This is a genomic window from Laceyella putida, assembly GCF_042665195.1.
GTDB lineage: Bacteria > Bacillota > Bacilli > Thermoactinomycetales > Thermoactinomycetaceae > Laceyella > Laceyella putida.
This window is the reverse complement of sequence record NZ_JBHTBW010000034.1, coordinates 655-17,576: the sequence shown is the minus strand read 5'-3', so window position 1 is coordinate 17,576 and position 16,922 is coordinate 655. Positions and strand designations below refer to the sequence as shown.

The following is a 16,922-nucleotide window of genomic DNA, read 5'->3' as shown; positions in this document are numbered from 1 at the left end:
TGAAGAAGTCAAAGCGGAATATACCAGTCAAACCTGCAAATGTGGACATCGTGAAAAAGCGAATCAAAAGGGACTTCGCTTCCAGTGTAAGCGGTGTGGCTATACCTGCCATGCAGACTTAAACGGAGCAATCAATATAGGTAAGGCGATATCCGGACTCGCCGCCTAGCGTACTGGTCATAGGTACGCCGCCCATATGGGTACATGCAACGATGTTGTAGAACTGTATGGGATGGGCTGATGAGACAGCCCTGAAGAGGACATTCACTATCCAAGAATCCCACGGCTTCAGCCGTGTGGAGTCTCAAGAAAGAGTTTGTGGAAATTTACAATCCCGCTTCCTCCCCGGTCGACCTGTCCGGCTATGTGATTGATGATCTGGTGGGTGGCGGTGGGGCTCCTTACACCATCCCAAGCGGCACCACCATCCCCGCCAAGGGCTACTTCGTCTGGGAGACGACAAACTACTACAATAACAGTGGCGGTGACGATGTCACATTAAAGGGGCCAGACGGAACGGTGATCGATCAGTATCATTACGGATCTACTGGTTATGACCGTTCATGGTACCGTTCCCCGGATGGCGGCAATTGGGCGACCAGTCAGGATACGACGCCAACCAAAGGGGCGACAAATCAATAGGAGACAAACGTCCTGGATCATTCCAGGACGTTTGTTGTGTCAAAGGGATACCATGAATAAAGATGTTGGGGAATGAGAGAGTGGGATTATCCATTCAACGAGGGGGAAGCTTCCGTCAACATGAAAAACCAGTCCGAAATGGACTGGTTTTTCGCCAAGAAATCATCTCATGCTTTATAGCACAAGAAGGGTCACGTTCATATTGCCTTTGGTCGCGCGGGAGTATGGACACACTTGATGGGCGGCCTGAACCAACTCTTGGGCCACTTCAGGTTCCACACCCAACACTTTGACATCCAATGTCGCGGCCAATTCAAATCCGCCGTCTTCCGCTTTCCCGATGGAGACGTGAGCTATGACTTCCGTTTCCTGCACCTTGACCCGTTTGGTGCGGGCCACCAGATTTAAGGCGCTGTCAAAGCAAGCCGCATACCCGGCAGCGAAAAGTTGTTCCGGATTGGTGGCATTTCCGCCTTGCCCTCCCAGTTCTTTAGGCATTCGCACGTCCAGTTGGAGTACGCCGTCGGAAGAAGTGACGGTCCCGTTTCGTCCGCCTTTGGCGGTGACAGTTGCAGTGTATAATGGTTTCATGGGAATACCCCTTTTCATCAAGTTTTTCTCAGGAACGATCTTGCATGCCCCGACTCGCTTCTTGAACGCGGGCCAGCAAATGGCGGGCTTCCCCCATCAAATGGGACAGCTCTTCTTGGGTCAACCCGCTTTGCTGGACGAGTTTCACCGGAATCTGACAGGCGATGTCTTTGAACTTTCTTCCTTCCTCTGTCAGCTGAATGAGCACCTTCCGTTCATCCTCGCTCGATCGCTTCCTTGTGATGAAGCCCATCGATTCCAATTTCTTCATGAGCGGTGTCAGGGTACCTGAGTCGAGGTACAGTCGTTGTCCCAATTCTTTCAGTGTCAATCCGTCCCGCTCCCACAACGCCAGCAAAGCGAGATATTGCGTATAAGTGATTCCCAGCGGGTCTAGGATGGGGCGATACAATCGGCTGATTTCTCGAAAACAGGCATAAATGGTAAAGCAAAGCTGGTTATCTAAGTTCAAATCGACGTTCACCTCATTCCAATCAATTCAATTTAATACAATTTAATTGATACAAATTAATCTACACCCGAATTCGATTCCTGTCAATCTTTATTTATTTCCTTCATGCAAGAACCTTATGAATCCAACGGATGCTAGGCGGGATCACCCCCGGTGAAATAAAATGCCCCCTGTTTTTTCACAGGGGGCAATTCGGATCAGGCTCATCGCTATTTGCTGATGGATGGCAATGCTTCGTTTTGCTTATACAGGCGTTTGGAAATAAGGGTTTGGAAGATGAGAAACAGGCCGCCAACGGACCAGTACAACGGTAATGCCGCCGGTGCGTTGAAGGAGAACAATCCAATCATTAAAGGCGACATGTAGCCGAGCAGGGCCATTTGTTTCTGTTGCTGCGGATCAATGCCAACCTGGGACACCTTGAATTGGACATAATAGACAAAGGCCGCAACCAAGGGCATGATCATGTCAGTTTGTCCCAGATTAAACCATAAGAAGGAATGTGTCGTAATTTCGGGTGAGTTTTTAATCGCATAGTAAAAACCCATCAGAATGGGCAATTGGATGAGCATTGGTAAGCAACCAATCGCCATTGGGTTAAATTCATGTTTTTGGTATAGTTGCATCATCTCTTGTTGCATTCTTTTTTGCGCTTCGGGATCTTTTTGCTTGTTTTTGTACTTCTCTTGTATTTTTTTCAGCTCAGGCTGAATGACGTTCATTTTTTCTTTCATCACCAATTGGTTGCGATATTGCTTCATCATCATCGGCATCAGAGCTAGTCTGACCAGGATGGTCATCAAGATAATCGACAGGCCATAGTTGCCGTCAAACAAACTCGCAAAGAACTTAATCAGGTGAGAAAAAGGGCTGACAAAGATTTGAGTGAACCAACCAGACGCGTCCGCATCCGTTGGTTGAGCGGCCGGTTGGCATCCGCTCAACAGCAGAAGCACAGCGACTGCGATCAGAACGTTGCTGTATCGTTGAATGAAAGTGAATACAGATGATTTTCCCATGGTTTTCCTCCTCGTTTCTCATGAAGCGTCATGCTGAGAACGGGGGGGATATGGTCCGAATCGTCTTCAGGGGCTTCTCTCCTTTGCACTCTCCGCGCAATCCAATGCTGAATGTGTTCCGTTTCATCTGTGCGTGACGGCTTGGTGAAGGAGACGAATCGAGACAATCGCTCCCGCGCCGCCCGAATCAGTGTAAACGAACACAGCACGGTCAAGATGACGCTGATGGACACCAACATGGGAATCACGTCATGGAACTCAATGAACATCTGTATTCACCTCCTCGATTATTTTTATTCTTCCTATTTCTTCAATTATCTTGGATAGGTTGGCGAATGTCAAAAGGAATCATTGGGCATCTCATCTGTTTTTGATGATCCTGCCCGAAAATCCTTTGCCTTTAGGCATGGGAGTGGTTCATTGCATAAACTTGTCCCAGCTCTTTTTCAAATATCTCCGGTAAGGGAGCGGGAACCGGATGTCCCCGTTCATCCCGCTTGATCCAGACGATCTCTTGCTCACCATATGCGATCTTCTGCTTCTGTCCATCCGTGTCCAGCTTATAATATTCAAAAAATAGGTTCACGCCATATTCATACCTTTTTGCCAATGACATTTGCACCTCAATGGTGTCAAACGGCATCGCTTCACGGAGATGGTGGACCTTGCTGAACAGGGGAAGCCATTCGCCTTGTTTTCCTGTTCCCTGAAACAACTCCGGAGCCAATGAATAGAAGAATTGGTCACGCACTCTACTTTGCCAAACGGTATAGTTGGAGAAATACACATTACCGACGAGATTGGACTCTTCCAACGAGGTTTCAAATCGTTTGGTTTGTAGAATCAAACGATCCGACGGTCCGGATTTGACCGCAAACGTTTCCGGCCCCAGAAGTTGTTCGCGCAAAAATTGGCTTTGTTGGAAGAGTGGTTCCCGATAGCTCATTACGGCTAATTTGTCCTTTAAAAACTGTGAGAAATAATCGGGAAACGGACATGGTCTCACTAAGCCATGACCGATGATCTCCACCCATGTCAGTCCCTGTTTGCTGGTTGCTATTAGCTCCAAGGTGCCGTTTTCTTTTACTTTATACCAGTGGTAAACGATCTCCATATAGGTGTCATCTTGGATATGGTCAATTTGCAGATGAACTTCAATCACATCGCGGGAGGATGCTTCGCCAACGATTTCCGTTTGCGCAAAATTGGTTACCATGCCCCATTTCCCGGAAGCAAACTGGTCGGTGACCCGCTTCAAAATCGCGGATAAAGATAATTCCCTTATTTTGCCCATCCAATCGGCATAACGGCTGAGATTCACTTTCCTGCTTAAGGTAGGGGTGTCTTTAAAAGTGAGTGGAAAGCGATAGACAAAACCATATTCAGGGTGAAATTCACCATATTGCCGCTCTGCTTTCAATTTTGACGGACGGGAGGAAACCACCAGAGCCACCATTCGTTTGAGTGGTTTGGACAATTGAACGGGGATAGTCAGTACCGAAATTGAAGATGTTTCTGTGATTGCATGTAATAATATTGCTTCACCCGAAGTTTTTTCTATTTCCATCCCCTGGACTTTTCCTCCGCCGGCCTTTACAGCCGCCTCCAGGCTGGCCCAGATTCGGCTTCCGGCCAGTGACTCGGAATCTCCGTGCTTCTGTAATGATTTCATCAAGGGTTGGTATTTGTCTGTCAACAAGTGGAGCCAATCTCCTTCACTGCGGTGACTGTCAATTGGAAGAATGTCACAGCCTTGCTCCTCATTTCCGATGACGCAAATCGACACTTCGTCATCATGGGAGAAAGACACATGGAAGCGGCTGGAGGGATGGGTTTGCTCCATCACGACGGGTTTGCCGTACTCATCCCAAGTCAGTGAATGATCCGCATTTCCTCCCGCTTTGGCGATGCCCCGCTTAAATAACGGCATGATCCGTGCATGTCGCTCTTCTTTCGATTGTTGATGAATGCCTGGACAATGGGTCAACGCAATGACCGGCACATCCACCATTAACTTGCTGCCGTGGGTACGAATCGCTTCGGTCAACCGCCGTTCATCGGTAAAAGCCAATGAGGAAAGCTCATCCGCCGTCGGAAGCCCAGGATGATGCTCCATCTTATGCACTTGATAACCGGTTAAGCTTAGGACGACTTGGTTGCTCTTATCCAATACATCCACCGTGTAAGTATAGGACGAGTCCGTTTGTTCCTGCAGTCTTGTCACGGCCCTCCATGTCTCCGGCTTGGTTAGAAGCCCCCCGAGCTTTTTGAATGATGCGATTTTCACAGGCAGGCATAAATCCTGCGGAGTGATGATCCGTGCCGATTGCAACAAGGCATCATGGAAATACGGATCACCGAGTAAGTATTGGTCCGTCTCTTCCGCATGAGCGGTAAAGAGACAATGGCCCGTGTGCCGCTTCGCGTTGTGAGCGGTATCGTATATGTGCGCCAACCGGTGAAAAGAAGGCCCTTGAAACAGAAGCGGTCCATAAAGGTCTGTTTTCGGTTCAATCGCCAACGCTTCTTTTGGGAAAGAGAGGCGTTCCTGTCTCTCCTCAGTCGCGGAGGGGAACCAAAAGGTGGCTGTATAATGCGGTTTGGCAAACCCATTTTGTTCGGTGCGCAGCTCAGTTTTGATCTTTCCGTTCTCCAGCACTTCCGCACGGATTTCCACGGTGACGCCTGTTTGCGGATCAAGCACAATCGGCAAGGTGAGTTGGATATCATCTACTTGGACACGGTTGAAGTCTGCGATGCCGGTCACATAGGAGGCCGCTTGCGCCATGGCTTCAAGACCAAACACAGCCGGGAACAGGTAGGTTCCATTGTATACATGGTCTTTCACATAGGGGTCTTTTTCCAGATTTAAGTGGACCCGAGTGATGAATTCCACTTCCGGATAATCGTAGAGTATGTCCCCGATAAATCGGAACCCTTTTTCCCTTTTTACCGGACGTGGACGCCAAGTTTCCAAACCGCCTAATTTGGCCGTAATGACGACCTGTTTCGCTTGCGGATCATGGTGGAACAGATGGACAAACCGTTTGGTCCCTTCCGCAACGGGAATGGCGTAGGTTCCTTTCTTTTCCAAAAAGTCGATGCTGCCAGCCCGCACTCCCATACCCACCTCATCCCATACGCTGAAGGCGACAGATAACACCTGCGTTGAGGGATGTTCCTGTCCAAAGCGGCGCAAGATCAACTGCAACGCCTCATTTGAAAAGCCATACGACGTGTTTCCGGCCATTCCAGTAATACCGGCCAGTGAAGAAATCCCGATAAATAATTTGGGAGGGTGAGTTTCCAACGCTTTACAGAGGTGCAAAGCGCCGAGCACCTTAGGTCCGATCTCGTTCAAAAAGGCGGCCGGTGAAATCTGTTCCGCCCGTCGGGGTTGCATCAGCGCCGCGCCATGAATGACCCCCGTCACCGGTCCCAGCTCCTCACGCACGGATGCGATCAATTGTTCAACCGCGGCTTGATCCGTCATGTCGCAGGAATAATACCGGCAAATCAATCCGCTTTCCCTAAAACGCGCCAGTGTCTGTTGAATCTCGGGACTTTCCGCAGTCGAACGACCAACCAAGGCCATCTTCACTCCCGTCGATTGAGCGACGGCCAATGCGCACTCGGCGGTAATCCCTTTCGCGCCGCCCGTCACAAGCACCACATCTTCGCTTGTCCATTTAAAGGGGCGGACGGGATACGCTTGCGGCAGTTGAACGATCGCCTGCGGAACGCGTCTTACTTTGTGTTGGTCATATCCGACTGACACAAAGGGCTCTTCCGCGGCGATTTCCGCCAGGATGGGTTTGACAATCGATTTCGGTTTTAATTCCGGACTCAAATCAATCACGCGAATGTTGGCGTGGGGACGTTCCATATGGAGGCTGGCGGCGAACGCGTTAGCTGTGCAAGTGCCCAGTTGAATCCTCTCAGACCGTGTCCCGAAGTAGCCCCCGCCATATTGGATATAGGTTATGGATGTTTCATAGCCTACATCTTTGACCGGGCCAATCACACTTTGCAATCTCTTTATCATGACGGACAAATCTTCGCTGGTATCGGTTTGGGGCAAGATGACCACCACATGGCTAAACGCTTCATGGCGCAATCGCTGTTGTGCGGCTAGCTCCGTAAAGGTCGCAATCTCCGCCGGAATGTGGCGGGCGGTTAATTCCGCAGCTAACGCCCGGGCAAGAGAATGTCTGGTTTGGCTCACAACAATCAAGAAGCGGGCCGTCTCAGGAAAAGAGAGCGGTGTGCTGTTATTGCACGGAGCTTCGACATAATCGACAACAAAATTGCGTACCCATGGACGCTCTTTGCTGTTTGGTTGCGATGCGACGGGCGTGGTGGGTGCGTCTGGTTTGGACGTTAACAAAGGGGATAGCGCCTGTTCGATTTCTCTCAAGGTCGTATTGGCGAATTCCGTTGGATCCAATTGTCCCTCCAATTGAAACTCATTGGCGACACGGCTGACCAATTCGGCTGATTTAATCGAATCCAAATTCAAATCATCCAACAAGCGCATATCCATATGGATCGATTCACGGGGATACCCGGTCAGTTTGGTTGTCCATTCTAACAAAGACTGGGTTATCGTCTGTTCACGGGCAGCTTCTGGCAGAACCAAACGTTCCAGCGCCTGACACACTTCCTCCAACGTCGCATTGGCAAAATCACTCGGATCGATCCGATCGGCCACGGCAAACTGTTGCGCCAGTGAAGAGACAAGCTCAGCCGATTTAATCGAATCCAAATTCAAATCATCCAGCAACCGGTGGCTGAGCGCAATCGAAGCGGAGGGATACCCGGTCCGCTGTGCGACCCATCGAATCGCCGCTTGTGCCACGGATGCAGTCGCTGCCGCTGGTTTTTCAACCGGTGGCGCTTCCGGTAAAGACGGGGAAGGGGGCTCGTTCCTCTCCTCCGGTTGCCGGGAAACAGGCTCCGAACGCATATGTTTTAAATCTGCCCGAATCACATCCAACAAAAAGGCACCTCGCTCTTCCAGATACCGTTCCCATATGTCTGTTGGCAGGTCGGCTGGTTGAGGGAGCCGGACCGAATCATCGCTGACATGCCCGGAAGCGGGGACGGACAAAGGATTTTCACAAGGATTCACGATGAACTGTTTTTCCTCAGCTGGAACAAACGGGCGGATCAAGCGTTGTTCGTATAACCGCTCCCACTGAACGTGCCCGCCATGGACAAAGTAGGTGGCCAAGAACTGGTGAAGATCGCGGTCTCTCCCCGGTTTTGACTCCACCGGGAAGCAAGGCGGCCCCGCTTGGTCAGTCACCAATCCCGTTAACACACGCCCTGGCCCCACTTCCACCAACAAATCACATTTTTCTTTCACCGCCGCAATCAATGAAATGAAATCGACCCGCTCCATGACTTGCTTGGCAAAATACGCGTTTCCGTCAGTAAGGGTTTTCATCTCTTCACCAGTCACGCCAGAAATGAACGGCACAGATAAAGGAACGGGGTTTGCCGGAAGGAGGGCCTGACGGAGCAACAGGCTGGACGCCTGCTTGACCAGCTTGGAATGAAAGGCATTGGAAACCGGGAGCATGACGGCTTGGATCTGTCGTGCCTGCGCCCGCTTAACAGCCTTGGCAACCGCTTCTTTTTCACCGGAAATCACCGTTTGCGAGGGACTGTTCAGGTTGGCGACCACCGCATAGCCGGATATTTCCGCCAAAATTGCTTCGGCTACCTCTTTATTCGTGTGCAGGCTGGCCATCGCACCGGCCTCTCCTTCTGAAGCGGACATGGCTTTTCCTCTTGTTGCCGCGAGTTGGAACAACACTTGTTTGTCATAGGCTCCAGCCGCGCAGAGGGCGGTCAATTCTCCCAAACTGTGGCCAGCGGTGAACTGGGGTTGGATTCCCAATCTTTCCAAAAATGTCTTCCACAATACCGATGCCAAAACAATGGCGGGCTGGGCCACTTCCGTCTGACTCAACATTTTCTCCCATGCTTGGACTTCTTCGCGATGAAGTGCCCGGTCGAGTGGGCGGAACATCATCTCTTGTGCTTGTGGAATCACTTCCCAGGCTTGCTTGGCGATTTTTCTTGCCCAAGGGAACCGTTCCAACAAGGTGCGCGCCATGTTTACTTTTTGCGACCCCTGACCGGGGAACAAGAAACCAACTCGGTGCCGGTTCACTTGATTGCCGATCCACACTTGCTTCTCCATGTGGACAAACACTTCCCCTTTGGCCGGAAAGGCGTGTTCCAACTTGTCAATCAACAAGGCCAATCCTTCAGCCAAGCGGTCCGGGTGATCAGCGATGACCGCAGCTCGGATTTGTGCTTTCGGTTTTACCCGCTGAGCCAACCAGTACGCCAAATCGGTCAGTTCGGCCACACTGATCCCTGCCGCCAGTCGCTGAACCCGTTTGACTTGGGTGAGCAGATCTTCTTTTGCATCAGCGGCGAACACAAACAACTCCGTCTCTTGATTGGAAACCAATAAGGCTCTTTCCTCAATTTCCGGTTTTAGCTCTTCCTTGGGCAAGTCCGCCGATTCCAACGTAACATGACAGTTTATGCCGCCAAAGCCCATTGCGGAAACTCCGGCACGAAGGCGTGCGTCCCGCGCGCGTACCTCGCCTTGCAAGAGCGGATAAATATTTTGTGCCGTTGTGCGGAAAACATCATTTGGCTCGTGGCAAGCGGCTGTTGGCGCAAGTACCCGCTGATTGACCGACAAGGCCGCTTTAATCAAACCGCCAATCCCCGCGGCCGCTTTGGTGTGGCCAACCAATGACTTAAAAGAGGTGACGCCGCAGGAGCGCAAAGGCGCTTTCCCATATGAATCCAGAGCCAGAGCAATGGCTTCCAGCTCTATGCGGTCGCCGAGCACCGTTCCGGTTCCATGACCTTCTATGAAATCCAGCTCATGCGGGGAATAACCGGCCATCTCATAAGCGCGGAGCAAGGCCAGTGACTGGCCTTCCACTTTGGGAGCGGTAATGCCGCCTTTGCCGTCCGAGGAAATGCCCCATCCCCGAATCACGGCATACACATAATCGCCGTCTTTTCGGGCGTCTTCCAGCCGTTTCAACATGACGAAGCCACAGCCTTCTCCCGGAATGAACCCGCTGGAATGACGATCATATACATTCATATCCTTGTTGGTCAGTGCGCCCGTTTTGGCAAAGCCAACCACTTCCAACGGATCCAAGCTAATATCCACCCCGCCGGCCAAAGCCAGATCAAGCTCTCCATTCGCCAGTTTGCCGGCTGCCGTGGCCACGGCGATCAAAGAAGAGGAACAAGCGCCATCCACCACATAGCCTCCGCCATGCAAATCGTAGAAATTGCAGATTCTCCCGGCGATGGTATTGGATAAACCACCTGCCAAGGTATCTTCCGTAACGGGGGAAAAAGCGGACTTATAGATGGTTTCCATCCGCTTTTCCAGCTGATGGAGCGTCGCGGCGGACAGGCCATGGGATTGTCCCGCGGCTCTAAGCGTTTTGCGCACAAAAGGCCAACGCAGTCTCATGGTATTCGCGCGTGTGAATTCACCGGTTAACGTATTTCCCACTATAACCCCTGTTTTGTCTTTGGGGATATTTTCCCGGGAGTACCCCGCATCGATCAATGCCTGTGTGGCAACCTCCAACGCCAACCAATGCACAATATCTGTAGACTCATAGGTGGTTTTGGGAATCCTATGTTGAGCCCAATCAAACGCAAAGCCGTCAATCACAGCGGCATATCGAGCATAAGTTTTATCTGGTGTGTCAGGATGGGCATCATAATATTCTCCGAGCGGTAAACGTTGTTTTGGCATTTCACGAAATTGCCGGCGTCTAGATAAGATGTTTTCCCACAATTCCCTAAGATTTTTGGCCCCTGGATAATAACTGCCAATTCCAATAATGGCAATTGGATGATGATTCATTGTTAAAATCTCACCTCTGTGTTGTGGAAATAGTTATTTTAATTATACTATTTCGAGATGAAATATGTAGTTTCAAAGAGAAAAAAAGATAAAAATTTTAATGATGGTTAGATTTTTTTGGGTATTTGGTGAGAAAAATTCATAAAAGGTTAAAAATTGCAGAGTCGCCATAAGCGGGAAGAATGGGGGATGACTGCAAAATGCAGACATAAAATGGGATCAAAAAAGCAACCTTCGCTTGTATGAGCGTGTGAGCGAAGGTTGCTTGAACGATGTGCATGCCAATCTTCATATCCTATATTTATTAGAAATGAGTCCAACCATCATGGAAAAGAGAACACGTTAAAAACAGTTAAACGTTTTCTTTTGAATAGTTCACTATGTAGGATATGTACAAGTCTGTATAATCCGCCGCCTTCACGATTTCCTCTACTAGGTAGGCGTCGTTAAAAGAATTCATCGCTTGTTGGAAATCAACAACGCTGTTGTAATAGATATCCATTTGCAACAGATGTTGGGGTTCTTCCTGATTGCCATTCGGCGGGGCCACGAAAGTGAATGGGGCCAGGTGGCACAGTTCAACGTGAGAGACCCCTTCCACTTTGAGGACGTTTGGAATGATATTATTCTGCAAGAAATGGGAATATTGATCCGTATCTTTGGTTTCTTCATGATTGCGAAAAAGAAAAGTAAACTTCATTTTCATTTTAAAATCCCTCCCTTATATAAGAAAATGACTGGTTTAATTAATAATTATAATCGTATCAATCTATAAATTACACTGTTTTTTCTAATAAGTGATGAGGGATTTCTGACACTTTTGGTTGCAGCCTATTCATGCGATATACTCAAGTTTATCCTTAAACCGCCGCGGTGGCCAACAACTGAGATAATACCCGAATGGTTTGTCCACCCAAACTGTGGCCAACTAGATGAATCTTTTTTGGCTGATGGGTAACCGTATCCATTTCTCCCTCCAAAGGTAACAGACTGGTCTTTTTAACCATCTGACACAGCACCTCACCCTTATAAAAATTATTGGAATATTAAGATCTAATTAGGCTATATTCACCATTGGGTGGGAAAGCAAAAAACTCTCTCAATCCAAAGAGTAGAGAGAAATAAAAGGATTCGGCTTTATTTCCGGAAGAAGGGGATGGTTTCCAGTCGCAATTGGCACGGATCATCTGTCATCTTCGGGCAAAATCCAGGATTTGCTTCACACATGCGGTTTGCAAAGTTCCGATCCCGTTGACGAAGGGCGTTAAAATAGTTTTGAATCATATGGTTTCTAAACAAAGCGAAAGGTTTGCTCTTGCATTGGAAGTTGAGCGGAAATAAGGTTTTCACATGCCGATAAAAAAGCCCGCTCCTGATAAAGGGTGGAAAAATGTTCGCTTGCGGTTGCAGGGGGATGTAGTCATGAACATTGGCGATCCTCACACTCTCTTGAATGGCTTGATTAAACGCCGCCACAAAATGGGGGTCACCCACTCGCGGGGAGGCGCTGGTATAAACCTTTGGTTTTTTATATGCCGTATTTATGGCCAGATCCAAACCGGCCAATGTGGCCAGGGCTCCTCCCATGCTGTGTCCTGACACAAAAACGGTTTTGTTGGGTGAACGTTGATGAAGATGTGATATGGTGGAGATCAGTTGCTTGCGCAGCAAGCCATAGACAAAGGTAAATCCACGGTGAGTCTTGCCTCCCATAGGAACAAACCGAAAGGGAGTTTGAAATAAATCCAGATCAATGGCAAGATCAAACAGTTGGAGACCGGTCCCTTTAAAAGCGATCACGATGTGTTTCTTGTTCTCCATGACAAAACCGAAGCTTTCGGGTCGAAAAGGTGGTGGCAGCTTCAGCTTATTCACCAGCTTGTATCCCCATTCCGCCGGCACCACAAAGGTTTCTCCGTCAACCCGGCGGGCTTGATAACTGCAAGCGATTAAAAAAAGGGCCTGATTGATCATTGAATTCACGGATGATTTCATTTTTAAACTCATCCCCCATTCCATATCTTCCATTTTTATTTTGTATGATCTGCCGTTCGCGATTAGCACTCTCCATTGCTTCGATATTGTCATTCATGTGGGATCGGGGGGAATGAAAAAGCCCTTTATAAGTGGAAGAGCTTTTGGCTCCCGTCCTAGACAGATAAGCTGGTACCGCATCGGGGGAATACGAGACTTTGGATCATCACCGGACGGCGTTGGGCAACCGCGTCGTTTTATTTTTGAGGGTACATTTTCCCTCAGAGCAAAAAAAATCAGAGTGTATCACTCTGACCTTATTTGTTGTTACTGCATATTATCTAATTGGTTGGAATCAAATGCCATTTCAATGGATCTTTCGACATATACACCCACTTTTTATTTGAATCTTCTTGGTGATACCAATCTAAATATCCCAGATAACCGGAAATGACATAAATGTTATTTCCTTTATGATCAAAGTGCCAAACCGTAGAGGTACTTTCTTCATCAAGGATCAAACCGTTTTTTAAACCGCGAATCCAAGTCATTTTTTCTCTTCTGCTCGATGTCTGCATCTGCATCCTGTATTTGTTTTCCCCAGCTTTATGTAACTTCACCGGTGTTCCACCCAATGGATCAGATGCATAATTCAGCAATAACACCTGATCCCAATTATTCAGTTCCTCAAAGGTCAACGCTCTTCTGCAATTGTTTCCGGGCACCAACTTATAGATTTTACTGGTGTCAATCTCATTCCGTATTTCTTCCTTTTGAGTGCTCTCCACCAAATTCTTAGCATGCAAAGACATACGTTCACTCACCTCTCGGTTGAATTTACATTTATTTATTCTTCGCTTTTTTAGTATATCATCCATGTTTTTCCATATATTTGTTGCTAATTTATTTCAATCTTATGTTCTTCATCCTTGTGCAGTGGTTCATGAAAACAAAAGATTACGGTTACAAGAGTTCACTCGAGAATGAGGAACAGTGGGGTCTTTTCCGGTTTCTGCTCTTAAAAAAGCTGGATTCCTCAAGCAAGGGGGAATCAGCTTTTTAAGATGCCGAAATAAACATTCTATATCGAAATGGATTGATCTCATTAAAACAATTATTTTCTAAAAAGACAAACGATTCCTTCTGCCTTTTTCGTATAATGAAATCAGACGGCTCAATGGGAGGGATGGCATGAATCTTCAGTTGATATATTGGGGCTGTCTGATCGGAGGGGTCATCTTTACCTTGCTGATCATCTTATTGGGAGATCTTCTCGCCGGAATCATGGATGGCCTGTTGGAGATCGGCTTCCCGATCTTTCAGCCGATCACCTTGGTTGGAGCGGTCACCGTTTTTGGCGGAACGGGATTGATTCTGGACCGGATCAATTCCCTTGCCGGCACATCTGTTCTTTTGGGGGCACTCCTCGCGGCTGTGCTTTCTTTCGTTTTCTTGTACGCTTTCTACGTGCGGCCGATGAAAAGCGCGGAAAATTCCACTGGGTTTCGCCTCGCCGACTTAGAGGGAAAAAAGGGAGAGGTGACCGTGACGATTCCCGCCCGCGGGTTTGGTGAAGTCGTCATATTGACCGTCGGTGGAAAAACCAACCAGATCGCCGCCAGCATGGATCAAACAGAAATCCCCCAAGGTACCACCGTGGTTGTCATCACTGTAAAGGACCATATTTTGTATGTTTCTCCCCATCCATCTTTGAAAGGAGACTGAAACGTTTGGCACCGGCATTGGAAACGTTGCAAATCGTCCTGATCGTCATTGGCGTATTGTTTGTCTTGGGAATCGCATTTTGGGCCCGTTATAAAACAGTGGGCGCGGACGAAGCCATGATTGTCACCGGGAGCATGCTCGGCAACAAAAACGTTCTGACTGATGACTCAGGCAAGAAGATCAAAATCATCCGCGGAGGCGGCGCATTTATCGTCCCCATTTTCCAACGGGCTGAAAAATTAAGCTTGTTGTCGCATAAGCTGACGGTTTCCACACCGGAAGTGTATACCGAACAAGGGGTACCCATCATGGTGGACGGTGTGGCCATCATTAAAATCGGGGGCGCCATCGAAGACGTAGCCACGGCAGCCGAACAATTCATGGGCAAAAAGGACGAGGTATTGAATGACGAAGCGCGCGAGGTGTTGGAAGGCCATCTGCGCGCCATCCTCGGCACCATGACAGTGGAAGAAGTATACAAAAACCGGGAGAAATTCGCCCAAGAAGTGCAAACCGTCGCCGCCCGCGACCTCAAAAAAATGGGCTTGCAAATCGTCTCCTTCACCATCAAGGACGTGCGCGACAAAAACGGCTACCTTGAAGCGCTCGGCCGTCCCCGCATCGCCATGGTGCGACGCGATGCCGACATCGCCGAAGCCAACGCCATCCGCGACACGGAAATTCAAACGGCCAAAGCCCGCGAAGAAGGAACGAAAGCCTCCCTCATCTCCGAAACCAATATCGCCGAAGCCAAGAAAAACAAAGAACTGCGCATCGCTGAGTTTAAAATCGAACAGGATATGAAACGGGCCGAAGCGGACCAAGCTTACCATCTGCAGGAAAACCGCTATAAGCAACAAGTCGTCGAAGAAGAGATGAAAATCGAGCTGGTCAAAAAGCAAAAAATGATCGAATTGGAAGAAAAGGAGATCCTGCGCCGGGAAAAGCAATACGACGCCGAAGTGCGCAAAAAAGCGGATGCCGACCGGTACGCCAAAGAACAAGAGGCCAAAGCCCTGCGCTTTGAACAAGAGGCGCGCGCCCTCGCCGAAGCTTCATCCATCAAAGCCAAAGGATCGGCGGAAGCGGAAGCGGTAAAAGCAAAAGGGATGGCCCAAGCGGAAGTGGAGAAGCTGGAAGGGATCGCCGCCGCAGAGGTCATCCGCGCCAAAGGTCTGGCCGAAGCCGAAGCCAAACAAAAGCTGGCTGAAGCCTTCGAGAAGTACGGACAAGCCGCCGTGCTCGACCTCATCACCAAAATGCTGCCCGAACTGGCCAAACAAGTGGCCCAACCGCTCGGCAATATCGATAAATTGACGGTGGTTGACGCTTCCGGCGAACACGGCGACGGCGCCACCAAAGTCAGCAACTATGTCACCAAATTGATGGCTCAAGCCCCTGAAATGGTCAAAGAAGTCTCCGGCATCGATGTGAAGCAAATCATTCAGGGATTGGCCAAGCAAGAATCCCTTTCGGTTGAGCAACCATCCCCGCCTCTGGACAAAGAATGAGATTTGTGGTAGGCCCTTATGTTCACTCGCCAATGTCATTCCAAACGGCAAGCTGGAGTACCATCCTCACAGAACGACGTGGAAAACCGCGTCGTTCTTTTGTGATGATCAGGAAGTTGATTTTTAAAACGGAGGATACAAGATGAATACAGTGAAGCTTAAAAGGCATTCCTCGCTTCGTGAATGGATCTGATTTCGTCCGACTTTTGGATTCTACAACTTTTACAGGTATATGTCCGCAACAACCGACGGCTGCCGCCAGGACTTTGGACAACAAATTCTCTTTTAAGGGCTTCGGATAGAAAAAGGGTGGATATCCATCGGATTTATTTCTATAATCGAAATAGTTGTGAGTATCAGTGACGCGTATATTGGGATTGACGTTGTCACTCGGAACCGGAATGATGTTTTTGCCGTCCTCATTATTCCTGTCATTGCCATCGATATTACAGTCTTTTTTCAGCAATGGGTTGTTGGTTGGAACGGTCATCTGTATTTTGTTTGAACAGTTGTGGCGTTCAAATCAGGTTGAAATTAGCAAGAATGGAACCAAATTAAAACCTTAGCGTGTATGGCAACGATTCGCAGACAGCCAGCCGCCCTAATAAAAAAGGTCTTACAGATTTTTGCTGGCTTTTCAATCAAGGGATGAAAGACGGCGTTGCTCGGTATCCCCATAAAGGGGATGCTTAGAGCAACTATTTTTTATCTTTTGATGTTGCAGTTTGCGGATCGAACGGTTAGGATCTGGATATGGAACAAGACGACAGAAGAACAAGAACAACGGTCTCTTTAATCAACTATCATTTTGTTTTCTGTCCGCGCTATCGAACAAAAGTACTGGTGAATCAAGTAGAAGAGCGATTCAAGGAACGGGTGACCGAAATTTGTGAAGAGAATGAATGGTTGATTGTGCTATGGAAGTCATGCCTGATCATTGTCATTTGTTCTTGAACGGTCTTCCCGCTCATTCACCATCGGATATCATGGCAAAAGTGAAAGGAGTGACTTCAAGAAGACTGAGACAAGAATTTAAACACTAAATCATTAAACGCTATGTA

Annotated in this window: 14 protein-coding genes and 1 pseudogene; 5 read left to right on the top strand and 10 right to left on the bottom strand. The window is 48.6% G+C overall.

Annotation, left to right across the window (positions count from 1 at the left end):
• On the top strand, positions 1-169 hold a 169-nt coding region (locus ACFQNG_RS11630; RefSeq protein WP_379865211.1), incomplete at its 5' end, for a zinc ribbon domain-containing protein.
• Between the two features lie 149 nt (positions 170-318).
• The gene (locus tag ACFQNG_RS11625; RefSeq protein ID WP_379865208.1) at positions 319-642 is read left to right on the top strand and encodes a lamin tail domain-containing protein; all 324 of its coding nucleotides are present in this window, start codon (positions 319-321) and stop codon (positions 640-642) included.
• A gap of 174 nt (positions 643-816) precedes the next feature.
• On the opposite strand, the gene ACFQNG_RS11620 is transcribed toward ACFQNG_RS11625, so the two are convergent.
• The 9 genes from ACFQNG_RS11620 to ACFQNG_RS11580 form a co-directional block, all read right to left on the bottom strand.
• Complete coding sequence (locus ACFQNG_RS11620; RefSeq protein ID WP_379865206.1) at positions 817-1,233, bottom strand: organic hydroperoxide resistance protein; 417 nt, start codon at positions 1,231-1,233, stop codon at positions 817-819.
• Between the two features lie 28 nt (positions 1,234-1,261).
• Positions 1,262-1,705, bottom strand: a complete 444-nt coding sequence (locus ACFQNG_RS11615) for a MarR family winged helix-turn-helix transcriptional regulator (RefSeq protein ID WP_379865203.1) — start codon at positions 1,703-1,705, stop codon at positions 1,262-1,264.
• A 209-nt stretch (positions 1,706-1,914) separates the two neighbouring features.
• Positions 1,915-2,724 (bottom strand): membrane protein insertase YidC, encoded by an 810-nt coding sequence (gene yidC, locus ACFQNG_RS11610; protein WP_379865200.1) that lies wholly within the window; start codon positions 2,722-2,724, stop codon positions 1,915-1,917.
• Positions 2,673-2,993 (bottom strand): hypothetical protein, encoded by a 321-nt coding sequence (locus tag ACFQNG_RS11605; protein WP_379865197.1) that lies wholly within the window; start codon positions 2,991-2,993, stop codon positions 2,673-2,675. The genes yidC and ACFQNG_RS11605 overlap by 52 nt, the downstream gene beginning before the upstream one ends.
• A gap of 131 nt (positions 2,994-3,124) precedes the next feature.
• On the bottom strand, positions 3,125-10,651 hold the full coding sequence (locus ACFQNG_RS11600) for an SDR family NAD(P)-dependent oxidoreductase (protein WP_379865195.1): 7,527 nt from the start codon (positions 10,649-10,651) through the stop codon (positions 3,125-3,127).
• 352 nt (positions 10,652-11,003) lie between these two features.
• Positions 11,004-11,357, bottom strand: coding sequence for a hypothetical protein (locus ACFQNG_RS11595; RefSeq protein ID WP_379865193.1), 354 nt, complete (start codon positions 11,355-11,357; stop codon positions 11,004-11,006).
• Between the two features lie 154 nt (positions 11,358-11,511).
• Positions 11,512-11,658 (bottom strand): lipase-like domain-containing protein, encoded by a 147-nt coding sequence (locus ACFQNG_RS11590; protein ID WP_379865190.1) that lies wholly within the window; start codon positions 11,656-11,658, stop codon positions 11,512-11,514.
• A gap of 130 nt (positions 11,659-11,788) precedes the next feature.
• On the bottom strand, positions 11,789-12,646 hold the full coding sequence (locus tag ACFQNG_RS11585) for a lipase family protein (RefSeq protein ID WP_379865188.1): 858 nt from the start codon (positions 12,644-12,646) through the stop codon (positions 11,789-11,791).
• A gap of 320 nt (positions 12,647-12,966) precedes the next feature.
• Positions 12,967-13,437, bottom strand: coding sequence for a hypothetical protein (locus ACFQNG_RS11580; protein ID WP_379865185.1), 471 nt, complete (start codon positions 13,435-13,437; stop codon positions 12,967-12,969).
• 379 nt (positions 13,438-13,816) lie between these two features.
• Between ACFQNG_RS11580 and ACFQNG_RS11575 the strand changes: the two genes are divergently transcribed.
• Both ACFQNG_RS11575 and ACFQNG_RS11570 read left to right on the top strand, forming a co-directional pair.
• Positions 13,817-14,350, top strand: coding sequence for an NfeD family protein (locus ACFQNG_RS11575; RefSeq protein WP_379865183.1), 534 nt, complete (start codon positions 13,817-13,819; stop codon positions 14,348-14,350).
• Between the two features lie 5 nt (positions 14,351-14,355).
• Positions 14,356-15,861 (top strand): flotillin family protein, encoded by a 1,506-nt coding sequence (locus ACFQNG_RS11570; protein WP_379865181.1) that lies wholly within the window; start codon positions 14,356-14,358, stop codon positions 15,859-15,861.
• Positions 15,862-15,883: 22 nt separating this feature from the next.
• Here the strand turns inward: ACFQNG_RS11570 and ACFQNG_RS11565 are convergent, their stop codons facing one another.
• Complete coding sequence (locus ACFQNG_RS11565) at positions 15,884-16,351, bottom strand: hypothetical protein (protein WP_379865178.1); 468 nt, start codon at positions 16,349-16,351, stop codon at positions 15,884-15,886.
• 263 nt (positions 16,352-16,614) lie between these two features.
• Between ACFQNG_RS11565 and tnpA the strand changes: the two are divergent.
• Positions 16,615-16,901: pseudogene (gene tnpA / locus ACFQNG_RS11560) on the top strand (IS200/IS605 family transposase); the annotation flags it as partial.
• Positions 16,902-16,922 lie beyond the last annotated feature (21 nt).